Source organism: Reyranella sp. (genome assembly GCF_965228225.1).
In the GTDB taxonomy this organism is placed as follows: Bacteria; Pseudomonadota; Alphaproteobacteria; order Reyranellales; family Reyranellaceae; genus Reyranella.
Genome location: NZ_OZ245801.1, coordinates 2129542 through 2151860, shown reverse-complemented (window position 1 = coordinate 2151860; position 22319 = coordinate 2129542). Strand labels below are relative to the sequence as shown.

Here is a 22319-nt window from a genome sequence, read left to right as displayed (position 1 = left end):
ATCGTCGGTGCCGTTATGGACATATCCAGGCGTCGATCAGTTGCCGAACGTGTCGCGCCACTGCTCGATCACTTCGGGGATGCCCTTCTCGACCTCGGTCACGGTTGGACGGATCACCTTGATCTCGCTGATCGGCTTGGCACCCGGAGGCGACGGCACCTCGGGGCGCAGCGGGATCAGGAAGTGCTTGGCGCTGATCTTCGCGGCCTCGATCGTATAGAGGTATTCCATGAACAGCTTGGCCGCGTTGGGATGCTTGGTGCCCTTCATGATCGCCGAGGGCGAGATGATCAGCACCGCCCCGTCGCTGGGATAAACGACCGCCAGCGGATTGCCGCGCGACGCGCTGAACAGGGTCGAGCCGTCGGAGCCCGCCGCCACCTGACGTTCGCCGGCGTTCAGCGCCGTCACCGTGTCGTTGATCGAGCGGCCGATCTGCGGCTTGTTCTTCTCGAGCTTGTCGAAATACTGCCAGCCGTAGAGCTTCTTCATCGAGAGCACCCAGGTGCCGACATAGCCGGAGAAGCCCGGATGGCCGGTCGAGACCTTGCCCTTCCACTTGATGTCGAGCAGGTCCTCCCACTTCTTCGGGGCGTCCTCGGCCTTCACCTTGTTGGTGTTGTAGGTGATCACGACCATGCCGGCCGCAGTGGTCTGAAAGTAGCCATCGGGATCGAAGTTCTGGAAGACCGGAGAGATCTTCGACATGTTCTCCGGCACGTACTTGTCGAAGCGTCCCTCCGCTTTCAGCCGGGCATAGTGGCCGAGGTCGGTCGACGAGAAGACATCGCAATTGGTCTGGTTGTTCTTGATGTCCTGCAGCAGGCGCTGATAGGCGACCTGCGCCGTCGTGCGCACGACGTTGACCTTGATGCCGTACATCTCGGTGAAGCCGCGGCCCAGATCCTCCGCTCCTTCAGACGTGTAGTGGGCAACGTACCAGGTGAGCTCGCCTTCCTTCTTGGCGGCTTCGGTCAGGGCGTTGAGGTCCGCCCGCGCGGCCAGTGGCAAAAACGCAAGGGCCACCGCCATGGCCAAGACAAGGCTTCCCAACCTCTTCATGAATTCCTCCCGGAACATTGATTCATTTATTTGTGAGTTGCGATACGATCACACGACGCGCGCCACCACAAGCGCGGGAGGCCAAGAGAACGCGCATGACGGAAAGCGACCGATCGGCCGGATGGGCCGCCTACTACCAGCAGCTTCGTGACCGTCCGCCGCGCAAGACAGTGCTCGCCGCGCTCGATGCGTTCGGCGATCCCCCTTCTGACGCCCTCGTCATCGATCTCGGCTGCGGCGACGGTCGCGACGTGATCGAGGAGCTGCGTCGCGGCTGGCGTGTCGTCGCCGTCGATGCAGAGCCCGAGGCGCTGCGCCAGTTGCAGGCGAGACCCCTCCCAGAAGGATGCGATGTCACGCCCGTCAACGCACGCCTTGAAGAGGTGCCGATCCCGCTCGGCGTCCATCTCGTCAATTCGAGCTTTGCGATGCCCCTCTGCGCGCCCGAGGCCTTCCGCCAAACCTGGGAGCGCATCCGCGAAGCCCTTACGTCGGGCGGGCGCTTCTCCGGTCAATGGTATGGCCCGCGCGACAGCTGGGTCGAACGACCTGGCATGACGTTCCTCACGCGCGACGAGGCGCTTGGGCTGCTGCAGGGACTGGACCTCGAAATGTTCGAGGAAGAGGAAGCCGACGGCGTCACACCACGCGGCAATGCCAAGCACTGGCACATCTTCCATATCGTCGCGAGGAAGCCCTAGGCGGCTTTACGCCTCGCCCGCGTCGTGCGAGGCTCCTCCTCCCATCAACATCGAAAGGAGGTGATCCTGTGAACTACACCATCACGACGCCGGCGATCTCAGCAGTTGCCGCCACCAGGATCGTTCCTGCAATGGCTTGGTGCTGCCGGTAACGGGGTCACCGATAGTCGGCACAAAGCCGCCTCCGGGCGGCTTTGTTGTGTCTGGGCCGTATCGTTGAGCGAAAGCCCGAATAGTGGACAAGACGGCGGCCGGTGGCCGACACTTGCGCCATAAATTCAGGAGGAAAACATGGCAGCCGTCGTTCCGGTCACGGCCGAAATCGCCAAGCGCGCCGCCGCCCTCGCCTGGCAGGACCTGCCGGACGATCTCGTCGAGCGCACCAAGCAGTGCCTGCTCGACTGGTTTGCCGTCACCGTGGCCGGGGCGCAGGAGGAACTTACGAACATCCTGATCGCCGAGGCGCTCGAGGATGGCGCCAAGGGTCCCGCGACTCTCGTCGGCCGCTCCGAGACCGTCCTGCCCTCGACCGCCGCCCTGATCAACGGCGCCGCCAGCCACGCCCTCGACTATGACGACGTGAATTTCTCGATGGGCGGCCATCCCACGGTCACCGTCGTGCCCGCCCTGCTGGCGCTCGGCGAACAAATGAAAGCCTCTGGCCGCCTGTTCATCGAGAGCTTCGTTGCAGGCTACGAGACCTCCGGCCGCGTCGGCCGCCTCGTCTCGCCCAGCCATTACCAGAAGGGTTTCCACGTCACCGGCACGGTCGGCTCCTTCTCGGCCACCGCCGCGGCCGGCCGCATGCTGGGCCTCGACGACCGCCAGCTCGCCGTCGCGTTCGGCATCGCCGCCACCCAGGCGGCCGGCCTGAAGTCCAACTTCGGCACCATGTGCAAGCCGCTGCACGCCGGCACCGCTTCGGAACACGGGCTGCGCGCGGCCCGCCTTGCCGCCAGGGGCTTCACGGCCCGCGGCGATTCCCTCGAATGCGACCAGGGTTTCGCCTCCTCGCAGAGCGACCACCTGAACGCCGAGGCGGCGCTGGGCGAGCCGCCGTCGGGCTGGCACCTGCGCAACAACCTCTTCAAGTACCATGCGGCCTGTTACCTGACCCACGCGCCCATCGAGTGCGCCAAGGAAATCCGGCTGAAGAACAATTTCCCGCCGGAGCGCGTGCAGAAGATCCTGCTGCGCATCGACTCCGGGGCCGACAAGGTCTGCAACATTCCCAATCCGACGACCGGGCTCGAAGCCAAGTTCTCGCTGCGCCAGACCGTGGCGATGGCGCTGACCGGCGTCGATACCGCCAACCTCGACTCCTACAACGAGGCCGTGACCCAGGAGCCGCGCATCAAGCAGCTGCGCGACAAGATGGCGATCGAGTTCCAGCCGCACTGGGCGCATTCGCTGGCCGAGATGGCGATCCAGCTCGACGACGGCACGACCATCGAGGTCACCCACGATTCCGGCATCCCCTGGGCCGACCTCGAGAAGCAGCGCCAGGCGATCGAGACCAAGTTCGACAGCCTCGTGACGCCCCTGCTCGGCGCAGCGGGAGCCCGCCGCCTGCAAGATGCCATCGAGCGCATCGACAGTCTCACCGACGTCGGCGAACTGGTGCGTGCTTCGGCGAAGAATTAGTCATATTTCTCTCCCCCGTCAGGGCGAGAGGCGTAAACAGGAGTAGGAATGACAGAGGATTTCAGGGCCCGCGCCCGGCTGGTGCCCAAGGGCAATCGCTATGAGGATTTCGAAGTCGGCCGCGTGTTCAGGCACCATTGGGGTCGCACGATCACCGAGTCCGAGAGCACGCTCTTCACGACGCTGACCTTGCACTTCAATCCGCACTACTACAACGCAGCCTACGCCCAGGCGCATGGCCATCCCGGCATCGTGGCCAACCCCCTGCTCGTCTTCACGACGGTGTTCGGCCTCACGGTCGAGGATCTGAGCGAGGGCGGCGGGCCGTTCCTCGGCGTCAACGAACTCACCTATCACCAGCCCGTCTATCCCAGCGATTCGCTGCGCGCGGAATCGGTCGTGCTCGACCGCCGTGTCTCGGACTCCCACAAGGGGTTCGGCATCGTCACGTGGCACAGCAAGGGCTTCAACCAGCGCGAAGAGCTCGTCATCGACTTCAAGCGCACCAACCTCGTCCGTCTCAGGAATTCCAACTAATGCCTTTCCTCACCGAAGAACGCCGCATGATCCAGGAGCAGGCGCGCGAGTTCACGCTGAACGAAGTGTTGCCGGTCGCCAACAAGCTCGACCCCGAAAAGGGCGACATCCCGATGGACCTGCGCGACAAGATGGCCGAGCTCGGCTATTTCGGCATCCTGATCCCCGAGGAATATGGCGGCCTGGGCCTCGGCTGCTCGGAATACTGCCTCGTCACCGAAGAACTCTCGCGCGGCTGGATGAGCGTCGCCTCGATCATCGCCCGCGGCAACCTGCTGATCGGCTCGCACAAGATGAGCGAGGAGCAGCGCCGGCGCTACCTGCCGCGCATGGCCAAGGGTGAATTCCTCGGCGCCTTCTCGATGTCGGAACCCAATGCCGGCTCGGACATTTCCAATATTTCGTGCCGCGCCAAGAAGGATGGCGACAGCTATCTGATCAGCGGCAACAAGTACTGGTGCACCTTCGCCGACGGCGCCGACTTCATGATCATCATCGCGCGTACGTCCGAAGCGCCTCCGGGCAAGCGCCACCTCGGCCTGTCGATGTTCTTCGTCGAGAAGAAGCGCGGCGAGCTGATGCCGGGTTGCAGCGGCTCGCCTATTCCCAAGATCGGCTATTTCGGCTGGAAGACCTGGGAACTCGCGTTCGACAATTGCCGGGTCAAGGCCGAGGACATGATCGGCGACGAAGGCCAGGCGTTCTATTATGCGACGGCCGGTCTCGAGACCGCGCGTGCCCACACTGCGGCCCGCGCCATCGGCCTGGCTCAGGGTGCGCTCGACGATTCGATCCGCTACGCCGGCGAGCGCCGCCAGTTCGGTCAGTCGATCTCGGAGTTCCAGGCGATCCGCTTTAAGATCGCCGACATGGCCACGCAGATCGAGGCGGCGCGCCAGCTCAACAACTTCGTCTGCGAGCAGATCGACACCGGCCAGCGCTGTGACAAGGAAGCGTCGATGGCCAAGCTGTTTGCCTCGGAGATGGCCGAACGCGTCTGCAGCGAAGGCCTGCAGATCCATGGCGGCGCGGGCTACACCACCCTGCACGCGGTCGAGCGGCACTGGCGCGATGCACGCCTCACCAAGATCTTCGAGGGCACCTCGGAAATCCAGAAGCGCATCATCTCCGACCGCCTGCTCGGCCGCGGGAGGAACTGATGCCAGCTTCAAGTCTCAAAGTCTCCGCACTCACCGGCACGCACAACTACTTCGAGGACTTCACCGTCGGCGACGTGATGAAGCACGCCCGCGGCAAGACCGTGGAGCCGATGGAACAGGTCTGGATCACCAACGTGACCATGAACACGGCCGAGGCCCACTTCAACGAGCACCTGACCCAGTCCATGCCCTACGGCAAGCGCCTGGGCTTCGGCGGTGTCACGATCTCCATGTGCATCGGCCTCGCGGCCGAGGACACGGCGGAGAACGCGCTGATGGAACTCGGCATGGACAAGATCCGGCTCAAGGGTCCGCTCCATCACGGCGATACGCTCTATTGCTATACCGAGGTGCTGGAGAAGAAGGACGCCAAGCAGGACGATGCCGGCATCGTCCGCTTCAAGCACTACGGCGTGAACCAGGACGACAAGCACATCTTCGAGGGTGAACGCACCGTCCTGATCAAGCGCCGCAGTCACTGGGGAGACAAGTGACCGACCCGTCGGTCCTGGGCGCACTCGACGGTGTCCGCATCGTCGACCTCACGCAGATGCTGGCCGGCCCCTACTGCACGATGCTGCTGGCCGACCAGGGCGCGGAGGTCATCAAGGTCGAGCCGCTCGACGGCGATCACACCCGCATCATCGGGCCCTATCATGTCGACGACAGGCTGAAGGCGTTCGGCGGCTACTTCGCTTCGGTGAACCGCAACAAGAAGTCGATCGCCATCGACCTGAAGACGGAGGCCGGCCGCGATCTGGTCCTGAAGCTCTGCGACAATGCCGATGCTGTCGTCGAGAACTATCGCGGCGGCGTCATGGATCGCCTGGGTCTCAGCTACGAGACCCTGCACGCCCGCAACCCGAAGCTGGTCTACGCCACCATCCGCGGCTTCGGCGACGTCCGCACCGGCAAGAGCCCCTACTCGGACTTCCCGGCCTACGACGTCATCAGCCAGGCCATGGGCGGCATCATGGCCATCACCGGTCCCGACAAGGACACGCCGATGAAGGTCGGGCCGGGCGTCGGCGACATCGTGCCGGCGATCACCTGCGCCTTCGGCATCGTCTCGGCGATCCTGCGCGCCTACAAGACCGGCAGGGGCCAGTTCGTCGATGTTGGCATGGTCGACGCGATCCTCGCGGTCTGCGAGCGCATCATGCACCAGCACTCCTATGCTCAGACGCTGCCGCACCCCGAGGGCAATCATCATCCCCTGCTCTGCCCGTTCGGCATGTTCCCGGCCAAGGACGGGTTCGTGACGATTGCCGCCCATGCCGACGCGCACTTTCCGATCCTGTGCCGGCTGATCGACAGGCCTGAATTCGCAACCGATCCGCGGTTCATCACCGTGCAGGATCGTCGCGCCAACCAGGACGTCCTCATTGCCACCGTCTCGGAGTTCACGCGCCAGCGCACCAAGCAGGAGCTGCTGAAGCATTTCGGTGGCAAGGTGCCCTTCTCGCCGGTCTACAACGTGCGCGACATCGTGGCCGATCCGCATTTCAAGGCGCGGGACATGCTGCCCTGGGTGCCGCATCCCGGCCTCGACCACGAGGTCCAGATCGCGGGCGTCGCCGTGAAGATGACCGAGACTCCCGGCAAGGTGCGCCATCGCGCGCCGTTGCTGGGCGAACATACCGACGAGTATCTGAAGACCATCGGGCTCGGCGCGGGCGACATCGCCCGGCTGCGTGCCGACAAGATCGTAGCCTAAGGAGAAGATAGATGACCGACCGTCCCAGGCGCGCCCGCCGCGTCCAGCTCTCGACCCCCGGGTCGAGCGAGAAGATGATCCAGAAGGCGTCGGAGTCGAAGGCCGATCACGTCTTCCTCGACCTCGAGGACGCCGTTGCCCCCAGCCAGAAGCGCGACGCCCGCAAGAAGATCATCGAGGGCCTGAAGACGCTCAACTGGAAGGGCAAGACGCGCTGCGTGCGCATCAACGACCTGACCACCGAGTACGCCTACGAGGACATCATCGAGATCGTCGAGGGTGCCGGCGAGCATCTCGACACGATCATGATGACCAAGGTGCAGACGGCCGCCGACGTGCTGTTCGCCGACAAGCTGCTCCATCAGATCGAGAAGAAGCTGAAGATGAAGCGCAAGATCGGCCTCGAGGCGCTGATCGAGGAAGTCGAGGGCATGCAGAACGTCGACTCGATCGCCGCCTGCACGCCGCGCCTCGAATGCCTGGTGTTCGGCATGGGCGACTTCTCCGCCTCCATGGGCGTCACCAACAAGAACGTCGGCGAGACCGACGGCTACCCGGGTGACATCTGGCACTATGCCCGCTTCCGGCTGATCATGGCCTGCCGCGCCGCCGGCATCGATCCGGTCGACGGCCCGTTCGCCGACTTCAAGAATCCCGATGCCTATCGCGAGGAGTGCAAGCGCTCGATGATCCTGGGCTGTGTCGGCAAGTGGGCGATCCATCCCTCGCAGATCGACATCGCCCTCGACGTCTACTCGCCCAAGCCCGAGGACATCGCCCGCGCCCGCAAGCTCGAGAAGGCCTATGCCGAGGCCGAGGCGGCGGGCCTGGGTGCGATCAACGTCGACGGCATCATGGTCGACGTCGCCTCGATCCGCATCCTGCGCAATACGATCCTGAACAAGGCCGACCTTTACGGTCTGTAGGATGCAACCGGGCGCGGCGCCGACCACGGAAGGCCCGCGCCCCGGTCTGCGGCCGGCACTCGTCCCCATCGGGGCGATGCTGGGCACGCAGGTGCTCATTTCGCTGGCCGTCCTCTCGCTCAGCGTGCTGATGCCGGCGGTGGCCCGCGATCTCGGGATCGCCCCGAAACTGGTCGGTGCCTTCACGGCCGTCACCTACGCAATCGCCTCGGGCGTTGCCCTGTGGAGCGCGGGGCCGATCTCGCGGCTGGGCGCCGTCCGTGTCTGCCAGTTCGCCATGCTGGCCGCCGCGATCGGCCTCGCCCTGAACGCCACGGCCTATGTTGCCGCCACCGTCGTTGCGGTCGCGTTCATCGGCTTCGCCCAGGGCCCGATCAATCCCGCTTCGGCGCATATCCTGAGCCAGCGCGTGCCCCGCGCCTGGTTCAGCCTCGTCTTCTCGGTCAAGCAGACCGGCGTGCCCCTGGGGTTCGCGGCCGCGGGTATTTTCCTGCCCCTGCTGCTGCCGGCGCTCGGCTGGCGTGGCGCCTCGCTCTGCGCCGCGGCGCTCATGCTGGCGGGCGCTGGCGTCCTCGAACTGCTGCGCGCCCGTCTCGATGCCTCGGTGGCCCCGTCCGCGCCGTCGGACGGGATCTGGTCCTCGATCGCCCATGTGATGCGCCATCCGGAGATGCGCGTCCTCGGCTGGTCGGCGCTGCTCTACGTCGTGGCGCAGCACACCTTCACCTTCTTCCTCGTGACCTACCTCTACGAGCATTGCCGCCTCAGCATTGCCGAGGCCGGCTTCCTGCTCTTCCTGGCCCAGATCGGCGGCACGGTGCAGCGCCTGATCCTGGGCGCTCTGGGCGACCGCCTTCCGCGCATGATGCTGCTGGGCTGGACCGGCATCGGCATCACCCTTGGCGCCATCGCCACCAGCCTGATCTCGGCCGAGACCCCTTATTGGCTGATCGGCCTGGTGGTCTTCGCCTACGGCACGGTCGTCATCAGCTGGAACGGCGTGTCGATCGCGGAATTCGCCGCCCTCGCCCCGCCGGGACAGGTGGCCGCCGTCGCCGCGGTGCAGACCGCCCTCGCCTTTTCCGGGGCCGTGATCGGCCCGCCGCTGTTCGGCCTGATCGCCGCGGTCGCCGACTATCGCAGCGCGTTCCTGCTGGTCGCCGCCTGCGTCCTCGCCGCGGCGGTCTGGCAGATCGTGACCTCGGCCCGGCTGCGCCGGCCGCGTCCCTCCTGAGCCCTCGTCAGGGCTCCTTCATGCCGGCGGTCGATACGATCTCCGCCCACTTCTTCGTCTCGACGGCCTGGAACGCCGCCAGCTCCTCGGGCGATCCGACGAACGAGATGCCGTAGCTGGTCTTCAGCAGGTTGAGATAGGCCGAGGACTTCGCCGCCTGCCGAACCAGTGCGTTCAGCTTGTCGATGATCGGCCGCGGCGTGCCGGCGGGCGCGTAGAGTGCCGTCCAGGCCCACATCTCGAAGCCCGGCACACCGCTCTCGTCGACCGTCGGAAACTGCTCGAGGCCGGGGATGCGCTGCTTGCTGGTGACGGCCAGACCCCGCGCCCGTCCGTCGAGGACCGGCGGCAGGCCGACCGTGAAGTCCGAGAAGATGATGTCGAGGCGACCGCCCAACAGGTCGGTAATCGCCTGCGGCTGGGTCTTGTAGGGCACGCCCAGCAGATCGATCCCGGTCATGATGCGGAACAATTCCGCGCCACCGCGGCTCGACCCGTTGCCGCTGCCGAAGCTCAGCTTGCCGGGCTGCGCCTTCGCAAGCGCAACAAACTCCTGAATGGTCTTGGCCGGCAGGTCCTTGCGAACCATCACGATCTGCGCGCCGAGCGTGATGCCGGCGACCGGCGCGAAACTCTTCACCGGATCGTAGGCCAGCGATTTGTAGACGTGCGGATTGATCGCCTGCGTCGTCTGCGTGGTGAAGAACAGCGTGTAGCCGTCGGGCGCCGCCGCCGCCGCGGATTGGGCCGCTATCTGCCCTTCCGCGCCGGGCTTGTTCTCGATGACGACGGTCTGCCCGGTCTGCACGGCGATGTCCTGGCCGATTGCACGGGCGGCGATGTCGGTCGCGGTGCCGGGACCGAACGCGGTGATGATCTTGATCGGCTTGGCCGGATAGTCCTGGGCGTAGGCCGGTACTGCGAGCAGCATTCCGACCAGCAAACTGATGATCTTCATGAACCAACTCTAGGCACAGCGAAGTGCTAGCGTCATCACAAACAAAAGGAGGAAACGAAAAATGAAGATCCCAGTATGGGCGCTCGCCGCGACCGTCGCGGCCCTGGCCGTTGCTCCCGCCGCCTGGGCGCAGAAATCCGGCGGCACGCTCAAGATTGCCCACATGGACAATCCACCCAGCGCCTCGATCCACGAGGAGGCGACGATCTCGACCGTCATGCCGTTCATGTCGGTCTACAACAACCTCGTGATGTTCGATCCCAAGACGAAGCAGAACACGCCGGACAACATCATCCCCGAACTGGCGACCGAGTGGAAATGGAGCGACGACGGCAAGAAGCTCACCTTCAAGTTGCGCGACGGCGTGAAGTGGCACGACGGCAAGCCCTTCACCAGCGCCGACGTGAAGTGCACTTGGGACATGGTGATCTCCGACGAATCGAAGCTGCGCAAGAATCCGCGCAAGACCTGGTACTTCAATCTCGAGCAGGTCACGGTCAACGGCGACCGCGAGGCGACCTTCCACCTCAAGCGGCCGCAGCCGTCGCTGCTCACCATGCTCGCCGCGGCCTTCTCACCGGTCTATCCCTGCCACGTCCCGACGGCCCAGATGCGACAGAAGCCGATCGGTACCGGCCCGTTCAAGTTCGTCGAGATGAGGCAGAACGAGTCGGTCAAGCTCGCGCGCAACCCGGACTACTGGAAGCCGGGCCGGCCCTACCTCGACGCGATCGAATTCTCGATCATCCCCAACCGGGCGACCTCGCTGCTGACCTTCGTCGCCGGCAAGCTGGACATGACCTTCACCTCCGTCGTCACGCCTTCCATGGTCAACGATCTCAAGGTCCAGGCTCCGACCGCGATCTGCGAGGCACAGCCGACGAACACCCAGGCCAACCTGCTGGTCAACCGCGAGAGGCCACCGTTCGACGACGCAAAGATCCGCCGTGCCATGGCGCTCTCGATCGACCGAAGTGCCTTCAACGAAATCCTGGGCCAGGGCAACTACCGCATCGGCGGCGCGATGCTGCCGCCGCCGGAAGGCCTCTGGGGCATGCCGACCGAATTCCTGTCGACGGTGGCGGGCTACGGGCCCGACGTGGCCAAGTCGCGGGAGGAAGGCCGCAAGATCATGGCCGAGCTGGGCTACACGGCCGAGAAGCCGCTGAAGATCAAGGTCTCGACCCGGAACATCCCGAGCTATCGCGATCCGGCCGTCATCCTGATCGACCATCTGAAACAGGTGAACATCCAGGCCGAGCTGGAGCCGCTCGAAACCGCGGTCTGGTACAACCGCATGATGCGCCGCGACTTCTCCATCGGGATGAACGTCCAGGGCGTCGGCGTCGACGATCCGGACGTCGTCTTCTACGAGACCTTCCGCTGCGGCTCGGAGCGCAACTACACCAACTACTGCAATCCCGAGGTCGAGAAGCTGTTCGACCGGCAATCGATGATGACCGACCTCGAGGCCCGCCGGAAGCTCGTGTGGGAGATCGACAAGAAGCTGCAGGAGGACGGCGCACGCCCGGTGATCCAGCATGGCTGGGGCGGGACCTGCTGGCGGCCCGAAGTGAAGGCCGTGAACCTTGCGGTCAACACCATCTACAATCACTGGCGCTTCGAGGATGTCTGGCTCGACCGCTAGGACGGCGTTAGACTCGGGCAGATGAATGATCGGAGGTTTCGATGATCAAGGGTCTGCACCACAACGCCTATCGCTGCCGCGACTCCGAGGAGACGAGGAAGTTCTACGAGGACTTCCTCGGCCTCCCCCTCGCCCATACGCTGAAGATCGAGGAGACGAAGACCGGCCGCACGACCGGCACCGGCGTGCTGCACACCTTCTTCCAGCTCGACGACGGCTCCTGCCTCGCCTTCTTCGAGGCGCCGGACATGCCGTTCGCCTTCAAGGACCAGCACGATTTCGACCTCCACATCGCGCTGGAAGTCGAGCCCGAACATCTCGAGCAGATGTTGGCCAAGGGAAAGTCGGAGGGCCGCGAGGTCCGCGGCGTCTCCGATCATCATTTCATCCGGTCGATCTATTTTCGCGATCCCAACGGCTACGTCATCGAACTCGCCGCCAAGGTCCCGGGACAGGAATCGGCGATGGACCCGACGAAGAACGGCGCGCGCACCAAGCTCGACGACTGGCAGGCCAGCAAGCCCAAACCGGCCAGCGCGGCCTGAGTAATCCTTCGTTCGTGACAGACCCTACCGATGCGTCTCGAAGGATGGGCTATGGGCGGCCACTCTGCAGCCTCCTCAGCATGAGAGTCTTTGTTGGCGTTCCCGACATCAAGCCAAGTTCTTCTTGAAGAACGCGATCGTGCGCTCCCAGGCGATCTTGGCCTGGGCTTCGTTGTAGCGTGGCGTCGAATTGTTGTGAAAGCCGTGCTGTGTGCCGGGATAGATGAACATCTCGTAGGGTACGCCGTTGGCTTTCAGCGCCGCCTCATAGGCCGGCCACATTGCGTTGATGCGCTCGTCGGTCTCCGCGTACTGGACCAGCAGCGGCGCCTTGATGTTCGGCACGGACGCCGTCTCGGCGGCCGGGCCATAGAACGGCACGCCGGCATTCATCTCGGCGCCCAGGGCAGCGGCCAGGAAATTGGTCGCGCCACCACCCCAGCAGAAGCCCGTGACGCCGAGCTTACCCGTCGATAGCGCATGGCTCTTCAGGAAGCGCGCGCTGTTCGCCATGTCGATGCGCAGCTTGGCCTGATCGAGCTTGGCCTGCAGGGTGCGGCCATCGTCGTCGTTGCCGGGATAGCCGCCGACCGGGAACAGCCCGTCCGGCGCCAGCGCCAGGAACCCCTCGGTCGCCGCGCGACGCGCGACGTCCTCGATATAGGGGTTGAGGCCGCGATTCTCATGGACGACCAGAACCACCGGGAACGGGCCATTGCCCTTCGGCTGCACCAGATAGCCGCGCATCGTGCCCGACGTGCCGCCCGGTGATGGATAGGTCACGTACGTGGCCTTGATGCGATCGTCCGTGAACGAGATCGTCTGGGCCTGCGCGTAGCGCGGCAGCAGGGCTTGCGCCATCGCAAGCCCGCCGACCGTCACGGCAGCGGCTCGCGACAGGAACGTCCGGCGGTCCATGCCGCCGTGGCAGTACTCGTCGTAGAGGTCGAAGACGCGCCGATCGATCTCCATCTGTGTCAGAACCTGACCATCCATGGCGCGCCCCTGTTTGGTTTCGTCAGCCGAGGTTCCGCCGGTAAAGCGCGATGAGGCGCTCCCAGTGCCGCTCGGCGGCCGGCTTATCGTAGCACCAGCGTTGCGGGAAGGCGAAGCCATGGTGCACGGTCGGCTGGATCTCGAGTTCGCCCTTCGCGCCGGACCTGTCGAACAGCGCCTTCAGTTCCTTGACCATGTCGGGCGGCGCCAGTTCGTCGTGCTCGGCGCAGGAAATGTAGAGCTCACCTTTAGCCTTGCCGAGGGTCAGGTGCGGGCTCTCGACCGCGTCGCTCACCAGCCAGGTGCCGTAGAACGAAGCCGCGGCGGCGATGCGATCCGGGAAACGCGCGGCCGCTGCCAGTGAGTAAGGGCCGCTCATGCAATAGCCATGGGTGCCGACCGGCCCCTTCTTCGACTCCTTCCGTGCATCCGCGAAGGCGATCATCGCCGCCACGTCGTCCATGACCGGCGGAATCGTCATCTTGGTCCGGACGGACCGCATGCGCGCATGCTCTTCGCTGCCATGCTTGAGCACGTCCGGCCCGTACTTCGTGTCGGTGCCGGCGCGATAGTAGAGGTTGGGCAGCATCACGTAGTAGCCGACCGTCGCCAGCCGTCGCGCCATGTCATGGAGCTCCTCGCGGATGCCCGGCGCGTCCATCAGGAACAGGACCGGCGGGTAGGGTCCGCCGCGCTCCGGGTAGCAGATGAACGTCTCCATCGCCCCGTCCCGGGTTGGGATGTCCAGAATTTTCTCGATCATTGGTGTCTCCTCCGCTTTGCGGCACGCCGACGGGCTTGATAGGCTTCGCTCAATAACAAAGCCTAGGGAGAGAGACGATGAGACGGAACCTGTTCAGCACGGCCGCATTCTGCCTTGCGGCCTGGGCCCTGCCGGCGGCAGCCCAGCTTTCCGACAATACGGTCAAGATCGGCGTCGCCACCGACCTGTCGAGCCTCTACGCCGACATCAACGGCCCGGGCGCGGTGCTCGCCACCCAGATGGCGATCGAGGATTTCGGCGGCTCCGTCCTCGGCCAGAAGATCGAGTTCGTGTCCAGCGACATCCAGAACAAGGCCGACGTCGCGGCCACGACGGTGGGTCGCTGGTTTGACAACGAGAAGGTCGACATGGTGATGGGGGCCGGCGCCTCCTCCTCGTCGATCGCGGCGGGCCGCGTCGCCGGCGACAAGAAGCGCATCTTCATCGCACCGGATCCCGCCTCGTCGGATCTCACCGGCAAGCTCTGCAATCCCTACATGATCCATTGGGTCTATGACACGACCGCACTCGCCAACGGCACCGGCTCGGCGGTCGTCAAGGCCGGCGGCAAGACCTGGTTCTTCCTCACCGCCGACTATGCGTTCGGCTATGCGCTGGAGCGCGACGTCTCCGCGGTCGTCAAGAAGGCCGGCGGAACCGTGGTCGGCGGCGTGAAGCATCCGATCAACACCAACGACTTCTCGTCCTTCCTCCTGCAAGCCCAGGCTTCAAAGGCGCAGATCATCGGCCTGGCCAATGCCGGCGGCGACACGATCAACTCGATCAAGCAGGCCTCAGAGTTCGGCATCGTCAAGGGCGGCCAGAAGCTCGCCGGGCTTCTCGTCTTCATCTCGGACATCCATTCGCTGGGACTCGAGCGTGCGCAGGGCCTGAACCTGACCGAGGCCTTCTACTGGGATCTCAACGACCAGACGCGCGCCTTCTCCAAGCGCTTCGCCGCCCGCTTCAACGGCAAGATGCCGACCAGCGCGCAGGCCGGCTTCTATTCGGCGACCCTTGCCTACCTGAACGCGGTCAAGTCGACCGGAACGGACAATGCCGAGAAGGTCATGGCCGCCATGAAGGCCGCGAAGTGGGACGACCCGCTGTTCGGGGCCAGCTACGTTCGCCAGGACGGACGCAAGATGCACAACATGTATCTCTTCGAAGTGAAGAAGCCGTCCGAGTCGAAGGGGCCGTGGGACTACTACAAGCTGCTGGCCACCATCTCCGGCGAGGAGGCGTTCCGGCCGCTGGCCGACAGCGAGTGCCCGCTGGTCAAGAAGAACTGAACCGGGAGTCCGAAATGGCCGAGCAATCGAACCTCTATGTCGGCGTCGCCGGCTATTTCGGGAAGCCGGACCACAAAGGCCGCGTCGGCATCTTCCGCCGCGGCACCGCGAACGGCGACTGGCAGCATGTGCTGGGCGCCGTCCAGGCCTTCACCGTCTTCGTCCATCCGCAGAATCCGGAGATCGTCTTCGCCGGGACAAACGACGGCGTGTGGCGCAGCACGGATCGCGGCGCCACGTTCCGCCGCACCGCCTTCCCCGACGCCGGCAAGCAGGTCTGGTCGTTCCTCGTCGATTCGCGCGATCCGAATCGCGTGTTCGCCGGCGCCTCGCCGATCGGCCTCTACCGCAGCGACGATGGCGGTGCATCGTGGCGGGCCCTCCCAGCCCCGGCCATCGACACGCACTGCACGGGCCCCTTTGCGTCGCGCGTCATGCGGCTGGTGCAGCATCCCCGGCGTCACGACGAACTCTACGCCGCGCTCGAGATCAACGGCGTCATGCGCAGCATCGATCTCGGCCAGACCTGGACCGATTGCAGCGCGGGCCTGCTGAAGCTCGCCGAGCAGGAGCATCTCAAGAGCCGGATCGTGAGCGACACGACGGCCGAGGGCATGCTCGACGGTCATGCCGTCACCATCAACCCGGCGGATCCCGACGGGCTGTGGCTCGCCGTGCGCATGGGCCTGTTCCGCAGCGGCGACCAGGGCCGCACCTGGAAGGACATGGAGGTCGGCCGTTTCTCGCCCACCACCTACGGCCGCGACATCCGCGTCTCGCCCGTCGAATCCAATACCCTCTACTCCGCCCTCTCCGTTGCCGCGGCCAGCCAGGATGGCGGTCTCTATCGCAGCGAGGATGGCGGCGAGAACTGGACCCGCTTCGACAAGGTCCAGGTACACGGCACCATCATGTCGATCGGCCTGCATCCGACCGACGCCGGACAGGTCTATATCGGCGCCCGCTACGATGGCGAGGTCTTCGGCACCCGCGACGCCGGCAGGACATGGCAGGCGATGCCCCTGCCCGGCGAGGTCCAGCACATCTATTCGCTGGCGTGTGGGTGAAGATGATCATGGGAGCGCGCCACACCGGTGGCGCTCATGCCTTGCTTGTCCAATCTCGAACGCCACTGGAGTGGCGCGCTCCAGTGAGGCTACTTCGACTGCGCCGTGACGTCGTGCGGCGGTGATGCGGGGGCCGGCGGGACTTCCTTCGTGCCGCCCCACAGGCTCCCGATGTCGCGCTGGCGGCCGGTGTCGATCTTGACCGCCGCGGTCATCCCGGCACGCAGTGGCGGCTCTCCGACATGGGGCAGCAGGCGTAGTTTCACCGGCAGCCGCTGCACGACCTTGACCCAGTTCCCGCTGGCGTTCTGCGGCGGCAGGATCGCGAATTCCGCCCCGGTCGCCGGGCTGACGCTTTCGACCAGCGCCTCCCAGGTCACGTCGGGATAGGTGTCCAGCATCACGGTGGCCTTCTGCCCGACCCTCACATGGGTGAGCTCGGTCTCCTTGAAATTCGCCTCGACCCAGGGCCGACTGAGCACGACCAGCGAGAAGAGCGGCGTCGCCGCCTTGACCTGCTCGCCCTGCTGCAGCCGCATGTTGACGACCACGCCATCGACCGGGGCGCGTACCGTCGTGCGGGCGAGATCGAGGGCTGCCCGCTCACGCGCTGCCATCTTCTCCCGCACCAGCGGATGCGCCTCGACCGCCAACTCGGGATCGCCGTTCAGCGCCGCCAGCACGCGCCGCAGTTTCTCCCGCGCCGTCGCCACGCGGTCAGCCGCCGCGCGCGCGTCGTTCTGCGATTCGTCGCGCTTGCTGGCGGAGGCCACGCCCTTAGATGCGAGCTCCTCCTGGCGCTGGGCCTGACGCTGGAAATAGTCGGCGCGAGCCTCGGCGTCGGCCAGTTCGGCGACCGCCTCCCGCCAGATGCCGCGCAGGTTCTCTACATGGGCCCGCGCCGAATCGAGCTCGGCCTCGGCGCTGTCGAGAGCCAGACGAAACGGGCGGGACTCGATGGTGAACAGCTGGGCGCCGGCCTCGACGGAGGCATGGTCCCGGGTGAGGACCCGGCGCACCTGGCCGGACACTTCCGGCGCAATCTGGACGATATGGGCCTTCACGTAGGCGTTGTCGGTCGAGACGTAGCGACCGCCCGACAGCCACCACCAGCCCGCCCCGCCGGCCGCCAGCAGGGGCACGGCGAACAGCAGTACCAGCCGCAGCACGGGGACCGGGCGGCGGCTCATGTGCCGTGGGCTCCCGCCATCGACTGGAGCTGGCCCTTCACCCGTGCCGCCAGTCGCGTGAACTGCGCGCGCTCGGCGGCAGAGAGCGGCGCCAGCGCGTCGTCGACCGTGGTCTCGGCGATGGCCCACATGTCCTTGTGCGCGCGGCGCGCATCGGCGGTGAGAAACAGGCGGTTGATGCGGCGGTCCTCGCTGTCGGCGTGCCGCTCGACCCAGCCGTTCTTCTGCATGCGGTCGATCATGCGGCCAGCGCTGGCGCGGTCGATCTCCAGCATGTCGGCGAGCTCGGTCTGGCTGGCGCCGGGCCGGCGATAGAGGCGCGTGAGCACCAGCCACTGCGCACGGGTCAGGCCGATGTCACGGACGCGCCGGTCGAACACGGTGCGGATCAGGCGCGCAACGTCCGAAAGCACGTAGCCGATATATTCGTCGTCGTCCGGGCCCAAGGCTGCTCGCTCTAGATTGTTGTCTAGGCTACAATAGCCCAGGCCATGAGTTCAAGCGCGACCACCGCCGACGCCTCTCCGCAAGCCGACGAGACCGAAACCTCGCTCGGCAGGCGGATCCTGATTCTCGTCATGGTGGTCCTGGGCTCGACCCTGTATGCGACCACGCTGCTGATCGCCTCGACACTGCTGCCCCAGATGCAGGGCACCATGTCGGCCACCCAGGACGAGATCGCCTGGGCGATGACCTTCAACATCCTGGCTACCGCCGTCGCGACGCCCATGACCGGCTGGCTGACGGCGCGCTTCGGCCGCCGCCAGACCATGATCTGGTCGGTGCTGGCCTTCACGCTCACCACATTGATGTGCGGCCTGGCCGATTCGCTGGAGAGCCTGATCCTGTGGCGGGTGCTGCAGGGCGCGCTGGGAGCGCCGGTGATCCCGCTTTCGCAAACCATCCTGCTCGACACCTTCCCGAAGCGGCAGCAGGGCCTCGTGACGTCGATCTTCGGCATGGCCGTGGTCATCGGGCCGGTGATCGGTCCGACCGTCGGCAGCATGCTGTCGGAGATCTACAGCTGGCGCTGGGCCTTCTACATGATCGTGCCCGTGGGCGTGATCTCGTTCGTCGGCCTGCGCCTCACCCTGCCCTATGACCGGCCGACCGGACAGGCGCGGCTCGACTGGACCGGCTTCCTCTCCCTCTCGATCGCCATCGCCTGCGTGCAGCTCGTCCTGTCGCGCGGCCAGAGGCTCGACTGGTTCGAATCGGCCGAAATCCAGATCGAGACCTTCATCGCCATCGTCTCGTTCTGGATCTTCCTCGCCCACAGCCTCACCGCCGAGCGGCCGTTCCTCAACCTGAAGCTCCTGCTCGACCGAAACTACGCGATCGGCCTCGTCCTCGTGCTGATCTACGGCATGCTGAACTTCACGCCGATGGTGCTACTGCCGCCGCTCCTGCAGCAGCACGCGGGCTTCCCCGATTCGCTGATCGGCGAGGTCATCGCCGCGCGCGGCGTCGGCGCCACCATCGGCTTCTTCCTCGCGATCTTCGTCGGCCGCATGGACCCGCGCATCGGCCTGATCGCGGGCTTCCTGTTACAGACCCTGTCCGGCGTCTGGCTGATGACGATCGACCTCAACGTCGACATGAACACGCTGATGCTCAATAGCCTGCTGCAGGGCGTTGCCGTCGGCGTGATCTGGGTCCCGCTCACTCTCGTCACCTTCTCGAACATGAGCGGCGCGAACCTGGCCGAAGGCACCGCGGTCTATCACCTGCTGCGCAACATCGGCTCCAGCTTCTTCATCTCGATCTGCGTCGCCGAGATCGTGCGGGCAACCAGTACGAACTACAGTCGCATGGTCGAACTGGTGAACCCCTACAACAAGTCGCTTGCCCTGCCCTGGGTAACCGGCGGCTGGGACTACGAGACCGTGTCGGGTCTCGCAAGACTGTCGAAGGAGATCAACCGGCAGGCCGCGATGATCGGCTACATCAATGCGTTCGGCCTCTACACCGCGGCCTCCGCGATGGCGATCCCCCTGATCCTGCTGATCGGGCAGCGCGCGCGGCGATAGCCTACCCGCTCGAGACGGCAGCGGAGCGTGCATCCTGATAGGCCGCGCGTGCCGCCTTCGCGGCCTTGAGGGCCGCCTCGCGCCGCGTTACCGCGCGGTCGTCCAGCACATAGAGCAAGCCGGCGCAGACGATGAAGGCGCCGCCCAGGACGTAATAGTGCCACGCCTCGAGATAGAGGCGGAAGGTCACGACGATCAGCGGCACCGGCACGAACACGAGGGCGAAGCGGATCCAGGAGGTGCGGTTGTAGCGCCGGACGGCCTCCCTCGCCTGCTTCTGCCGCTGCCGCATCTCCCGGCGAAGCGCATCCAGTCCGGGCTCGGCTTCGCGGCTCACCGGATCAACGTCCCGCCCGCGCCATCTCGCGCACCACGAGGCGTGCGGCGGGGCCGCTGCGCGCCGCCGAATCCGGCTTCAGGAGATTGCCGATCTCGAAGCGCAGGAGATGGACCTGGGGATGCAGCACCGCGGCCCGGCGCATCGCCTCGCTTCCCTGGACCATCTGGTCGAACCGTGCCGGGCGCTCGCCCACGGTGCGCGGATATTCGAGATCGGCCATGGCCGCGAGCGACCAGGCCTGCCGGCTGACTTCCGCTGCCCGCGGCAGATAGGCACCCGCGATCGCGTCGAGGTCCGACGTTTCCGCCAGCACGTCGCGCAGGGCCAAGGCATGACCGGCCGCGACCGACATGCCCTGACCGAAGGTCGGATTGAAGTTCGAGATGCAGTCGCCGATCGGCAGCACCCGCGGCGGCAGTCCCCCAGCGCGCTCATAGTGCCGCCAGCGCGCCTCGGCGATGCGATAGCGCTGCACCGGCGTCAGGAGCACGGCGTCCCGCAGCCGTTCGGCGATATCCGGCACCGGCAGCGCTGCAGCATAGGCCCGGAAGCCCTCGGGATCGTCCGGCACCCGGTTGTCGAAGCGGCTGCTGAGGGTGATCAGCCACTCGTCGTTCTCGACCGGACAGACCAGCCCGTAGCGATCGTCCGGCGGCTTCGGAATGCAGGCGATGAAGCGACCCTCGCCGCGGAAGCGCGCCGGCTTGGCGAAGCGCGCCGAACTATAGTTCACCTCGAGGCCGAGCACAGTCTCCGGCACCTCGACGCCGGCCAGCAACTTGTCGCCCCGACCGCTTGCGATCAACGTCAGGTCGGCGTCGGACGGCACCGCGTCGACGGGACAGCGATCGCGGATCGCGACGTTGCCGAGCCTCAGGACCTGCTGGCGGACAACGAGTTCCAGAGCGGGGCGGCTCATCATGAGCTGGCTGTAGCCGAGGTCCCGCGTCGCCTGCCAGGAATCGCGCTCCCAGATCGAGACGTCCCGTGTCTGCTGCACCTCGATGGCGCCCGCCTGCAGCAAGGCCGCACGGGTGCCGGGGAGCAGGCTTTCGAGCGCCCTTTCACCTCCCTTCAACAGGATATGGACCTGCAGGTCCTGCGGCACGCCTTTGCGCGGGCGCGGCGAGCCCGGCAGTTCGTCCTTGTCGAAGATCTCCACCGCACCGAAGAACGGCGCGAGGGCCGCCGCCGCCGCCAGCCCGCCGATGCCCGCGCCTACGACGACGGCACGGGCGCCCGCCCTGCCCGGCCTCGTCATCCCCGCTTACTCCCGCCTCAGCCACGCCGCCCGCATCGGTCGCAGGACGGCGATACCGAGAAGGGCAGCTATGGCATTGGCGCCGACGGCGATCGCGAAGACCATCTGCCAGTCACCGGTCGCCCGAACCAGCATGTCCGACAGCGGCACGAGCATGGCCGCAAAGCCCTTTGCCGTGTGCAGCATGCCGGCATTGGTCGTGGCATAGCCCGAGCCGAAATAGTCGGTACAGGTGGCCGGAAAGAGGCTGGCCACTTCGCCCCAGGCGAAGAACACCAGGCTCGCCAGGAGCACGAACATCACGGGATCATGGCCCCACCGGGCGAAAGCCAGGATGCTCAGGGCGCCCATCGTGAAGGCGAGGAACATCGTGGTTTCGCGACCGATATAGTCCGAGAGCCAGCCGCAGAGCGGCCGCGCGATGCCGTTGGTCACCCGGTCGAGCGCCAGCGCGAAGGTGAGTGCCGGCAGGGTCAGGCCCATCATGCTGACCGGCACGTCCGCCACCTGGAAGCTGCGGGCGATGCCGGCGAGATTGGCGGTGAAGGTCAGCCCGGCCGAGGTGACCAGCAGCGACATGACGAACAGCACCCAGAAGAGCGGTGAGCGCAGCACCTCGCGCGGCGTGTGGTCGTTCCGGGCATGCGGCAGCCGCTCATGCATCGTGGCCAGCGTGGCGGCCTCCGGCTTGCGCAGCGCCAGCGCCGCGAGGCAGACCAGGATGCCCTGGCCGAGGCCGAACCAGAGAAAGGCCGCCTCGTAGCCGTAATGGTCGATCGTATGGTGCATCGGGATGATGGTGATCGCCGAGCCGATCCCATAGCCCGCGACCGTGAGGCCGGCGGCCAGGCCGCGACGGTCCGGAAACCATTTCAGCGCATTGCCGAGACACGTGCCGTAGACACAGCCCGCGCCGATGCCGCCCAGCGCGGCGCCGAGATAGAGCAGCGGCAGCGAATCGGCGACCGAGTTCAGGCTCCAGGCGATGGCCACCAGCAGGCCGCCGGTGAGCGCGACGGGCAGCGGGCCGAACCGGTCGACGACCCAGCCTTCGAACGGGACGAGCCAGGTCTCACTTAGAATGAAGATCGTGAAGGCGATCTGGATGGCCGCCCGGCCCCATTCGTACTTCACGTTGATGGGATGCACGAACAGCGTCCAGCCATGCTGGAGACTGGAAATCATCACCATGCAGAGAATGCCGGCCAGGAGCTGCATCCAGCGATTGGTCAGGGAAGCGGTCATGCG

The 22319-nt window shown here is 65.8% G+C and carries 22 protein-coding genes; 13 read left to right on the top strand and 9 right to left on the bottom strand.

Going from position 1 to position 22319, the window contains the following annotated elements; all coding sequences use genetic code 11:
• Positions 1–36: 36 nt before the first annotated feature.
• On the bottom strand, positions 37–1062 hold the full coding sequence (locus ACO07K_RS10275; protein WP_422035836.1) for an ABC transporter substrate-binding protein: 1026 nt from the start codon (positions 1060–1062) through the stop codon (positions 37–39).
• A 95-nt stretch (positions 1063–1157) separates the two neighbouring features.
• Here ACO07K_RS10275 and ACO07K_RS10270 point away from each other — a divergent pair, with 95 nt between their 5' ends.
• From ACO07K_RS10270 to ACO07K_RS10235, 8 genes are all read left to right on the top strand, one after another.
• Positions 1158–1763 carry a class I SAM-dependent methyltransferase gene (locus ACO07K_RS10270; RefSeq protein WP_422035835.1) on the top strand — a complete coding sequence of 202 codons (606 nt, stop codon included), beginning with the start codon at positions 1158–1160 and terminating at the stop codon, positions 1761–1763.
• A 291-nt stretch (positions 1764–2054) separates the two neighbouring features.
• Positions 2055–3407 carry an MmgE/PrpD family protein gene (locus ACO07K_RS10265; RefSeq protein WP_422035834.1) on the top strand — a complete coding sequence of 451 codons (1353 nt, stop codon included), beginning with the start codon at positions 2055–2057 and terminating at the stop codon, positions 3405–3407.
• A gap of 48 nt (positions 3408–3455) precedes the next feature.
• Entirely contained in the window at positions 3456–3944 is a 489-nt protein-coding gene (locus tag ACO07K_RS10260; RefSeq protein WP_298305426.1) for a MaoC family dehydratase, read from the top strand.
• On the top strand, positions 3944–5104 hold the full coding sequence (locus ACO07K_RS10255; protein WP_298305424.1) for an acyl-CoA dehydrogenase family protein: 1161 nt from the start codon (positions 3944–3946) through the stop codon (positions 5102–5104). Before ACO07K_RS10260 ends, ACO07K_RS10255 begins: the two co-directional genes overlap by 1 nt.
• The gene (locus ACO07K_RS10250) at positions 5104–5598 is read left to right on the top strand and encodes a MaoC family dehydratase (RefSeq protein WP_422035833.1); all 495 of its coding nucleotides are present in this window, start codon (positions 5104–5106) and stop codon (positions 5596–5598) included. Before ACO07K_RS10255 ends, ACO07K_RS10250 begins: the two co-directional genes overlap by 1 nt.
• Complete coding sequence (locus tag ACO07K_RS10245) at positions 5595–6821, top strand: CaiB/BaiF CoA transferase family protein (RefSeq protein WP_422035832.1); 1227 nt, start codon at positions 5595–5597, stop codon at positions 6819–6821. The genes ACO07K_RS10250 and ACO07K_RS10245 overlap by 4 nt, the downstream gene beginning before the upstream one ends.
• Before the next feature lie 11 nt (positions 6822–6832).
• Positions 6833–7747, top strand: coding sequence for an HpcH/HpaI aldolase/citrate lyase family protein (locus ACO07K_RS10240; protein ID WP_422035831.1), 915 nt, complete (start codon positions 6833–6835; stop codon positions 7745–7747).
• 1 nt (position 7748) lies between these two features.
• Positions 7749–8981: an MFS transporter gene (locus ACO07K_RS10235; RefSeq protein ID WP_422035830.1), complete on the top strand. Its 1233-nt coding sequence runs from the start codon at positions 7749–7751 to the stop codon at positions 8979–8981.
• A 7-nt stretch (positions 8982–8988) separates the two neighbouring features.
• Here the strand turns inward: ACO07K_RS10235 and ACO07K_RS10230 are convergent, their stop codons facing one another.
• Entirely contained in the window at positions 8989–9939 is a 951-nt protein-coding gene (locus ACO07K_RS10230) for a Bug family tripartite tricarboxylate transporter substrate binding protein (RefSeq protein ID WP_422035829.1), read from the bottom strand.
• A 61-nt stretch (positions 9940–10000) separates the two neighbouring features.
• On the opposite strand from ACO07K_RS10230, the gene ACO07K_RS10225 reads away from it, so the two are divergent.
• Positions 10001–11587, top strand: a complete 1587-nt coding sequence (locus ACO07K_RS10225; RefSeq protein ID WP_422035828.1) for an ABC transporter substrate-binding protein — start codon at positions 10001–10003, stop codon at positions 11585–11587.
• 41 nt (positions 11588–11628) lie between these two features.
• Entirely contained in the window at positions 11629–12132 is a 504-nt protein-coding gene (locus ACO07K_RS10220; RefSeq protein WP_422035827.1) for a VOC family protein, read from the top strand.
• 108 nt (positions 12133–12240) lie between these two features.
• Here the strand turns inward: ACO07K_RS10220 and ACO07K_RS10215 are convergent, their stop codons facing one another.
• Both ACO07K_RS10215 and ACO07K_RS10210 read right to left on the bottom strand, forming a co-directional pair.
• Positions 12241–13128 carry a dienelactone hydrolase family protein gene (locus tag ACO07K_RS10215; RefSeq protein ID WP_422035826.1) on the bottom strand — a complete coding sequence of 296 codons (888 nt, stop codon included), beginning with the start codon at positions 13126–13128 and terminating at the stop codon, positions 12241–12243.
• A 22-nt stretch (positions 13129–13150) separates the two neighbouring features.
• A complete protein-coding gene (locus ACO07K_RS10210; RefSeq protein WP_422035825.1) occupies positions 13151–13891 on the bottom strand; it encodes a dienelactone hydrolase family protein in 741 nt (246 codons plus the stop codon).
• Between the two features lie 77 nt (positions 13892–13968).
• Between ACO07K_RS10210 and ACO07K_RS10205 the strand changes: the two genes are divergently transcribed.
• Both ACO07K_RS10205 and ACO07K_RS10200 read left to right on the top strand, forming a co-directional pair.
• The gene (locus tag ACO07K_RS10205; RefSeq protein ID WP_422035824.1) at positions 13969–15183 is read left to right on the top strand and encodes an ABC transporter substrate-binding protein; all 1215 of its coding nucleotides are present in this window, start codon (positions 13969–13971) and stop codon (positions 15181–15183) included.
• A gap of 14 nt (positions 15184–15197) precedes the next feature.
• Positions 15198–16250 (top strand): WD40/YVTN/BNR-like repeat-containing protein, encoded by a 1053-nt coding sequence (locus ACO07K_RS10200; protein WP_422035823.1) that lies wholly within the window; start codon positions 15198–15200, stop codon positions 16248–16250.
• Positions 16251–16339: 89 nt separating this feature from the next.
• On the opposite strand, the gene ACO07K_RS10195 is transcribed toward ACO07K_RS10200, so the two are convergent.
• A complete protein-coding gene (locus ACO07K_RS10195; RefSeq protein WP_422035822.1) occupies positions 16340–17440 on the bottom strand; it encodes an HlyD family secretion protein in 1101 nt (366 codons plus the stop codon).
• Positions 17437–17886, bottom strand: a complete 450-nt coding sequence (locus ACO07K_RS10190) for a MarR family winged helix-turn-helix transcriptional regulator (RefSeq protein WP_422035821.1) — start codon at positions 17884–17886, stop codon at positions 17437–17439. The genes ACO07K_RS10195 and ACO07K_RS10190 overlap by 4 nt, the downstream gene beginning before the upstream one ends.
• A 45-nt stretch (positions 17887–17931) precedes the next feature.
• Here ACO07K_RS10190 and ACO07K_RS10185 point away from each other — a divergent pair, with 45 nt between their 5' ends.
• The gene (locus tag ACO07K_RS10185; RefSeq protein WP_422035820.1) at positions 17932–19470 is read left to right on the top strand and encodes a DHA2 family efflux MFS transporter permease subunit; all 1539 of its coding nucleotides are present in this window, start codon (positions 17932–17934) and stop codon (positions 19468–19470) included.
• A 1-nt stretch (position 19471) separates the two neighbouring features.
• Here the strand turns inward: ACO07K_RS10185 and ACO07K_RS10180 are convergent, their stop codons facing one another.
• Genes ACO07K_RS10180 through oxlT form a run of 3 tightly spaced genes read right to left on the bottom strand, consistent with a single transcriptional unit; the run spans position 19472 to position 22316 of the window.
• Positions 19472–19807: a hypothetical protein gene (locus ACO07K_RS10180; RefSeq protein ID WP_422035819.1), complete on the bottom strand. Its 336-nt coding sequence runs from the start codon at positions 19805–19807 to the stop codon at positions 19472–19474.
• Between the two features lie 4 nt (positions 19808–19811).
• Positions 19812–21071: an NAD(P)-binding protein gene (locus ACO07K_RS10175; protein WP_422035818.1), complete on the bottom strand. Its 1260-nt coding sequence runs from the start codon at positions 21069–21071 to the stop codon at positions 19812–19814.
• A gap of 6 nt (positions 21072–21077) precedes the next feature.
• On the bottom strand, positions 21078–22316 hold the full coding sequence (oxlT, locus tag ACO07K_RS10170) for an oxalate/formate MFS antiporter (protein ID WP_422035817.1): 1239 nt from the start codon (positions 22314–22316) through the stop codon (positions 21078–21080).
• Positions 22317–22319: the final 3 nt, after the last annotated feature.

Bases quoted from the DNA above. Each gene is read 5' to 3' on its own strand.
- ACO07K_RS10275 (WP_422035836.1), bottom strand. From the start codon at position 1,062: ATGAAGAGGTTGGGAAGCCTTGTCTTGGCCATGGCGGTGGCCCTTGCG.
- ACO07K_RS10270 (WP_422035835.1), top strand. From the start codon at position 1,158: ATGACGGAAAGCGACCGATCGGCCGGATGGGCCGCCTACTACCAGCAG.
- ACO07K_RS10265 (WP_422035834.1), top strand. From the start codon at position 2,055: ATGGCAGCCGTCGTTCCGGTCACGGCCGAAATCGCCAAGCGCGCCGCC.
- ACO07K_RS10260 (WP_298305426.1), top strand. From the start codon at position 3,456: ATGACAGAGGATTTCAGGGCCCGCGCCCGGCTGGTGCCCAAGGGCAAT.
- ACO07K_RS10255 (WP_298305424.1), top strand. From the start codon at position 3,944: ATGCCTTTCCTCACCGAAGAACGCCGCATGATCCAGGAGCAGGCGCGC.
- ACO07K_RS10250 (WP_422035833.1), top strand. From the start codon at position 5,104: ATGCCAGCTTCAAGTCTCAAAGTCTCCGCACTCACCGGCACGCACAAC.
- ACO07K_RS10240 (WP_422035831.1), top strand. From the start codon at position 6,833: ATGACCGACCGTCCCAGGCGCGCCCGCCGCGTCCAGCTCTCGACCCCC.
- ACO07K_RS10235 (WP_422035830.1), top strand. From the start codon at position 7,749: ATGCAACCGGGCGCGGCGCCGACCACGGAAGGCCCGCGCCCCGGTCTG.
- ACO07K_RS10230 (WP_422035829.1), bottom strand. From the start codon at position 9,939: ATGAAGATCATCAGTTTGCTGGTCGGAATGCTGCTCGCAGTACCGGCC.
- ACO07K_RS10225 (WP_422035828.1), top strand. From the start codon at position 10,001: ATGAAGATCCCAGTATGGGCGCTCGCCGCGACCGTCGCGGCCCTGGCC.
- ACO07K_RS10220 (WP_422035827.1), top strand. From the start codon at position 11,629: ATGATCAAGGGTCTGCACCACAACGCCTATCGCTGCCGCGACTCCGAG.
- ACO07K_RS10215 (WP_422035826.1), bottom strand. From the start codon at position 13,128: ATGGATGGTCAGGTTCTGACACAGATGGAGATCGATCGGCGCGTCTTC.
- ACO07K_RS10210 (WP_422035825.1), bottom strand. From the start codon at position 13,891: ATGATCGAGAAAATTCTGGACATCCCAACCCGGGACGGGGCGATGGAG.
- ACO07K_RS10205 (WP_422035824.1), top strand. From the start codon at position 13,969: ATGAGACGGAACCTGTTCAGCACGGCCGCATTCTGCCTTGCGGCCTGG.
- ACO07K_RS10200 (WP_422035823.1), top strand. From the start codon at position 15,198: ATGGCCGAGCAATCGAACCTCTATGTCGGCGTCGCCGGCTATTTCGGG.
- ACO07K_RS10195 (WP_422035822.1), bottom strand. From the start codon at position 17,440: ATGAGCCGCCGCCCGGTCCCCGTGCTGCGGCTGGTACTGCTGTTCGCC.
- ACO07K_RS10185 (WP_422035820.1), top strand. From the start codon at position 17,932: ATGAGTTCAAGCGCGACCACCGCCGACGCCTCTCCGCAAGCCGACGAG.
- ACO07K_RS10175 (WP_422035818.1), bottom strand. From the start codon at position 21,071: ATGACGAGGCCGGGCAGGGCGGGCGCCCGTGCCGTCGTCGTAGGCGCG.
- oxlT (WP_422035817.1), bottom strand. From the start codon at position 22,316: ATGACCGCTTCCCTGACCAATCGCTGGATGCAGCTCCTGGCCGGCATT.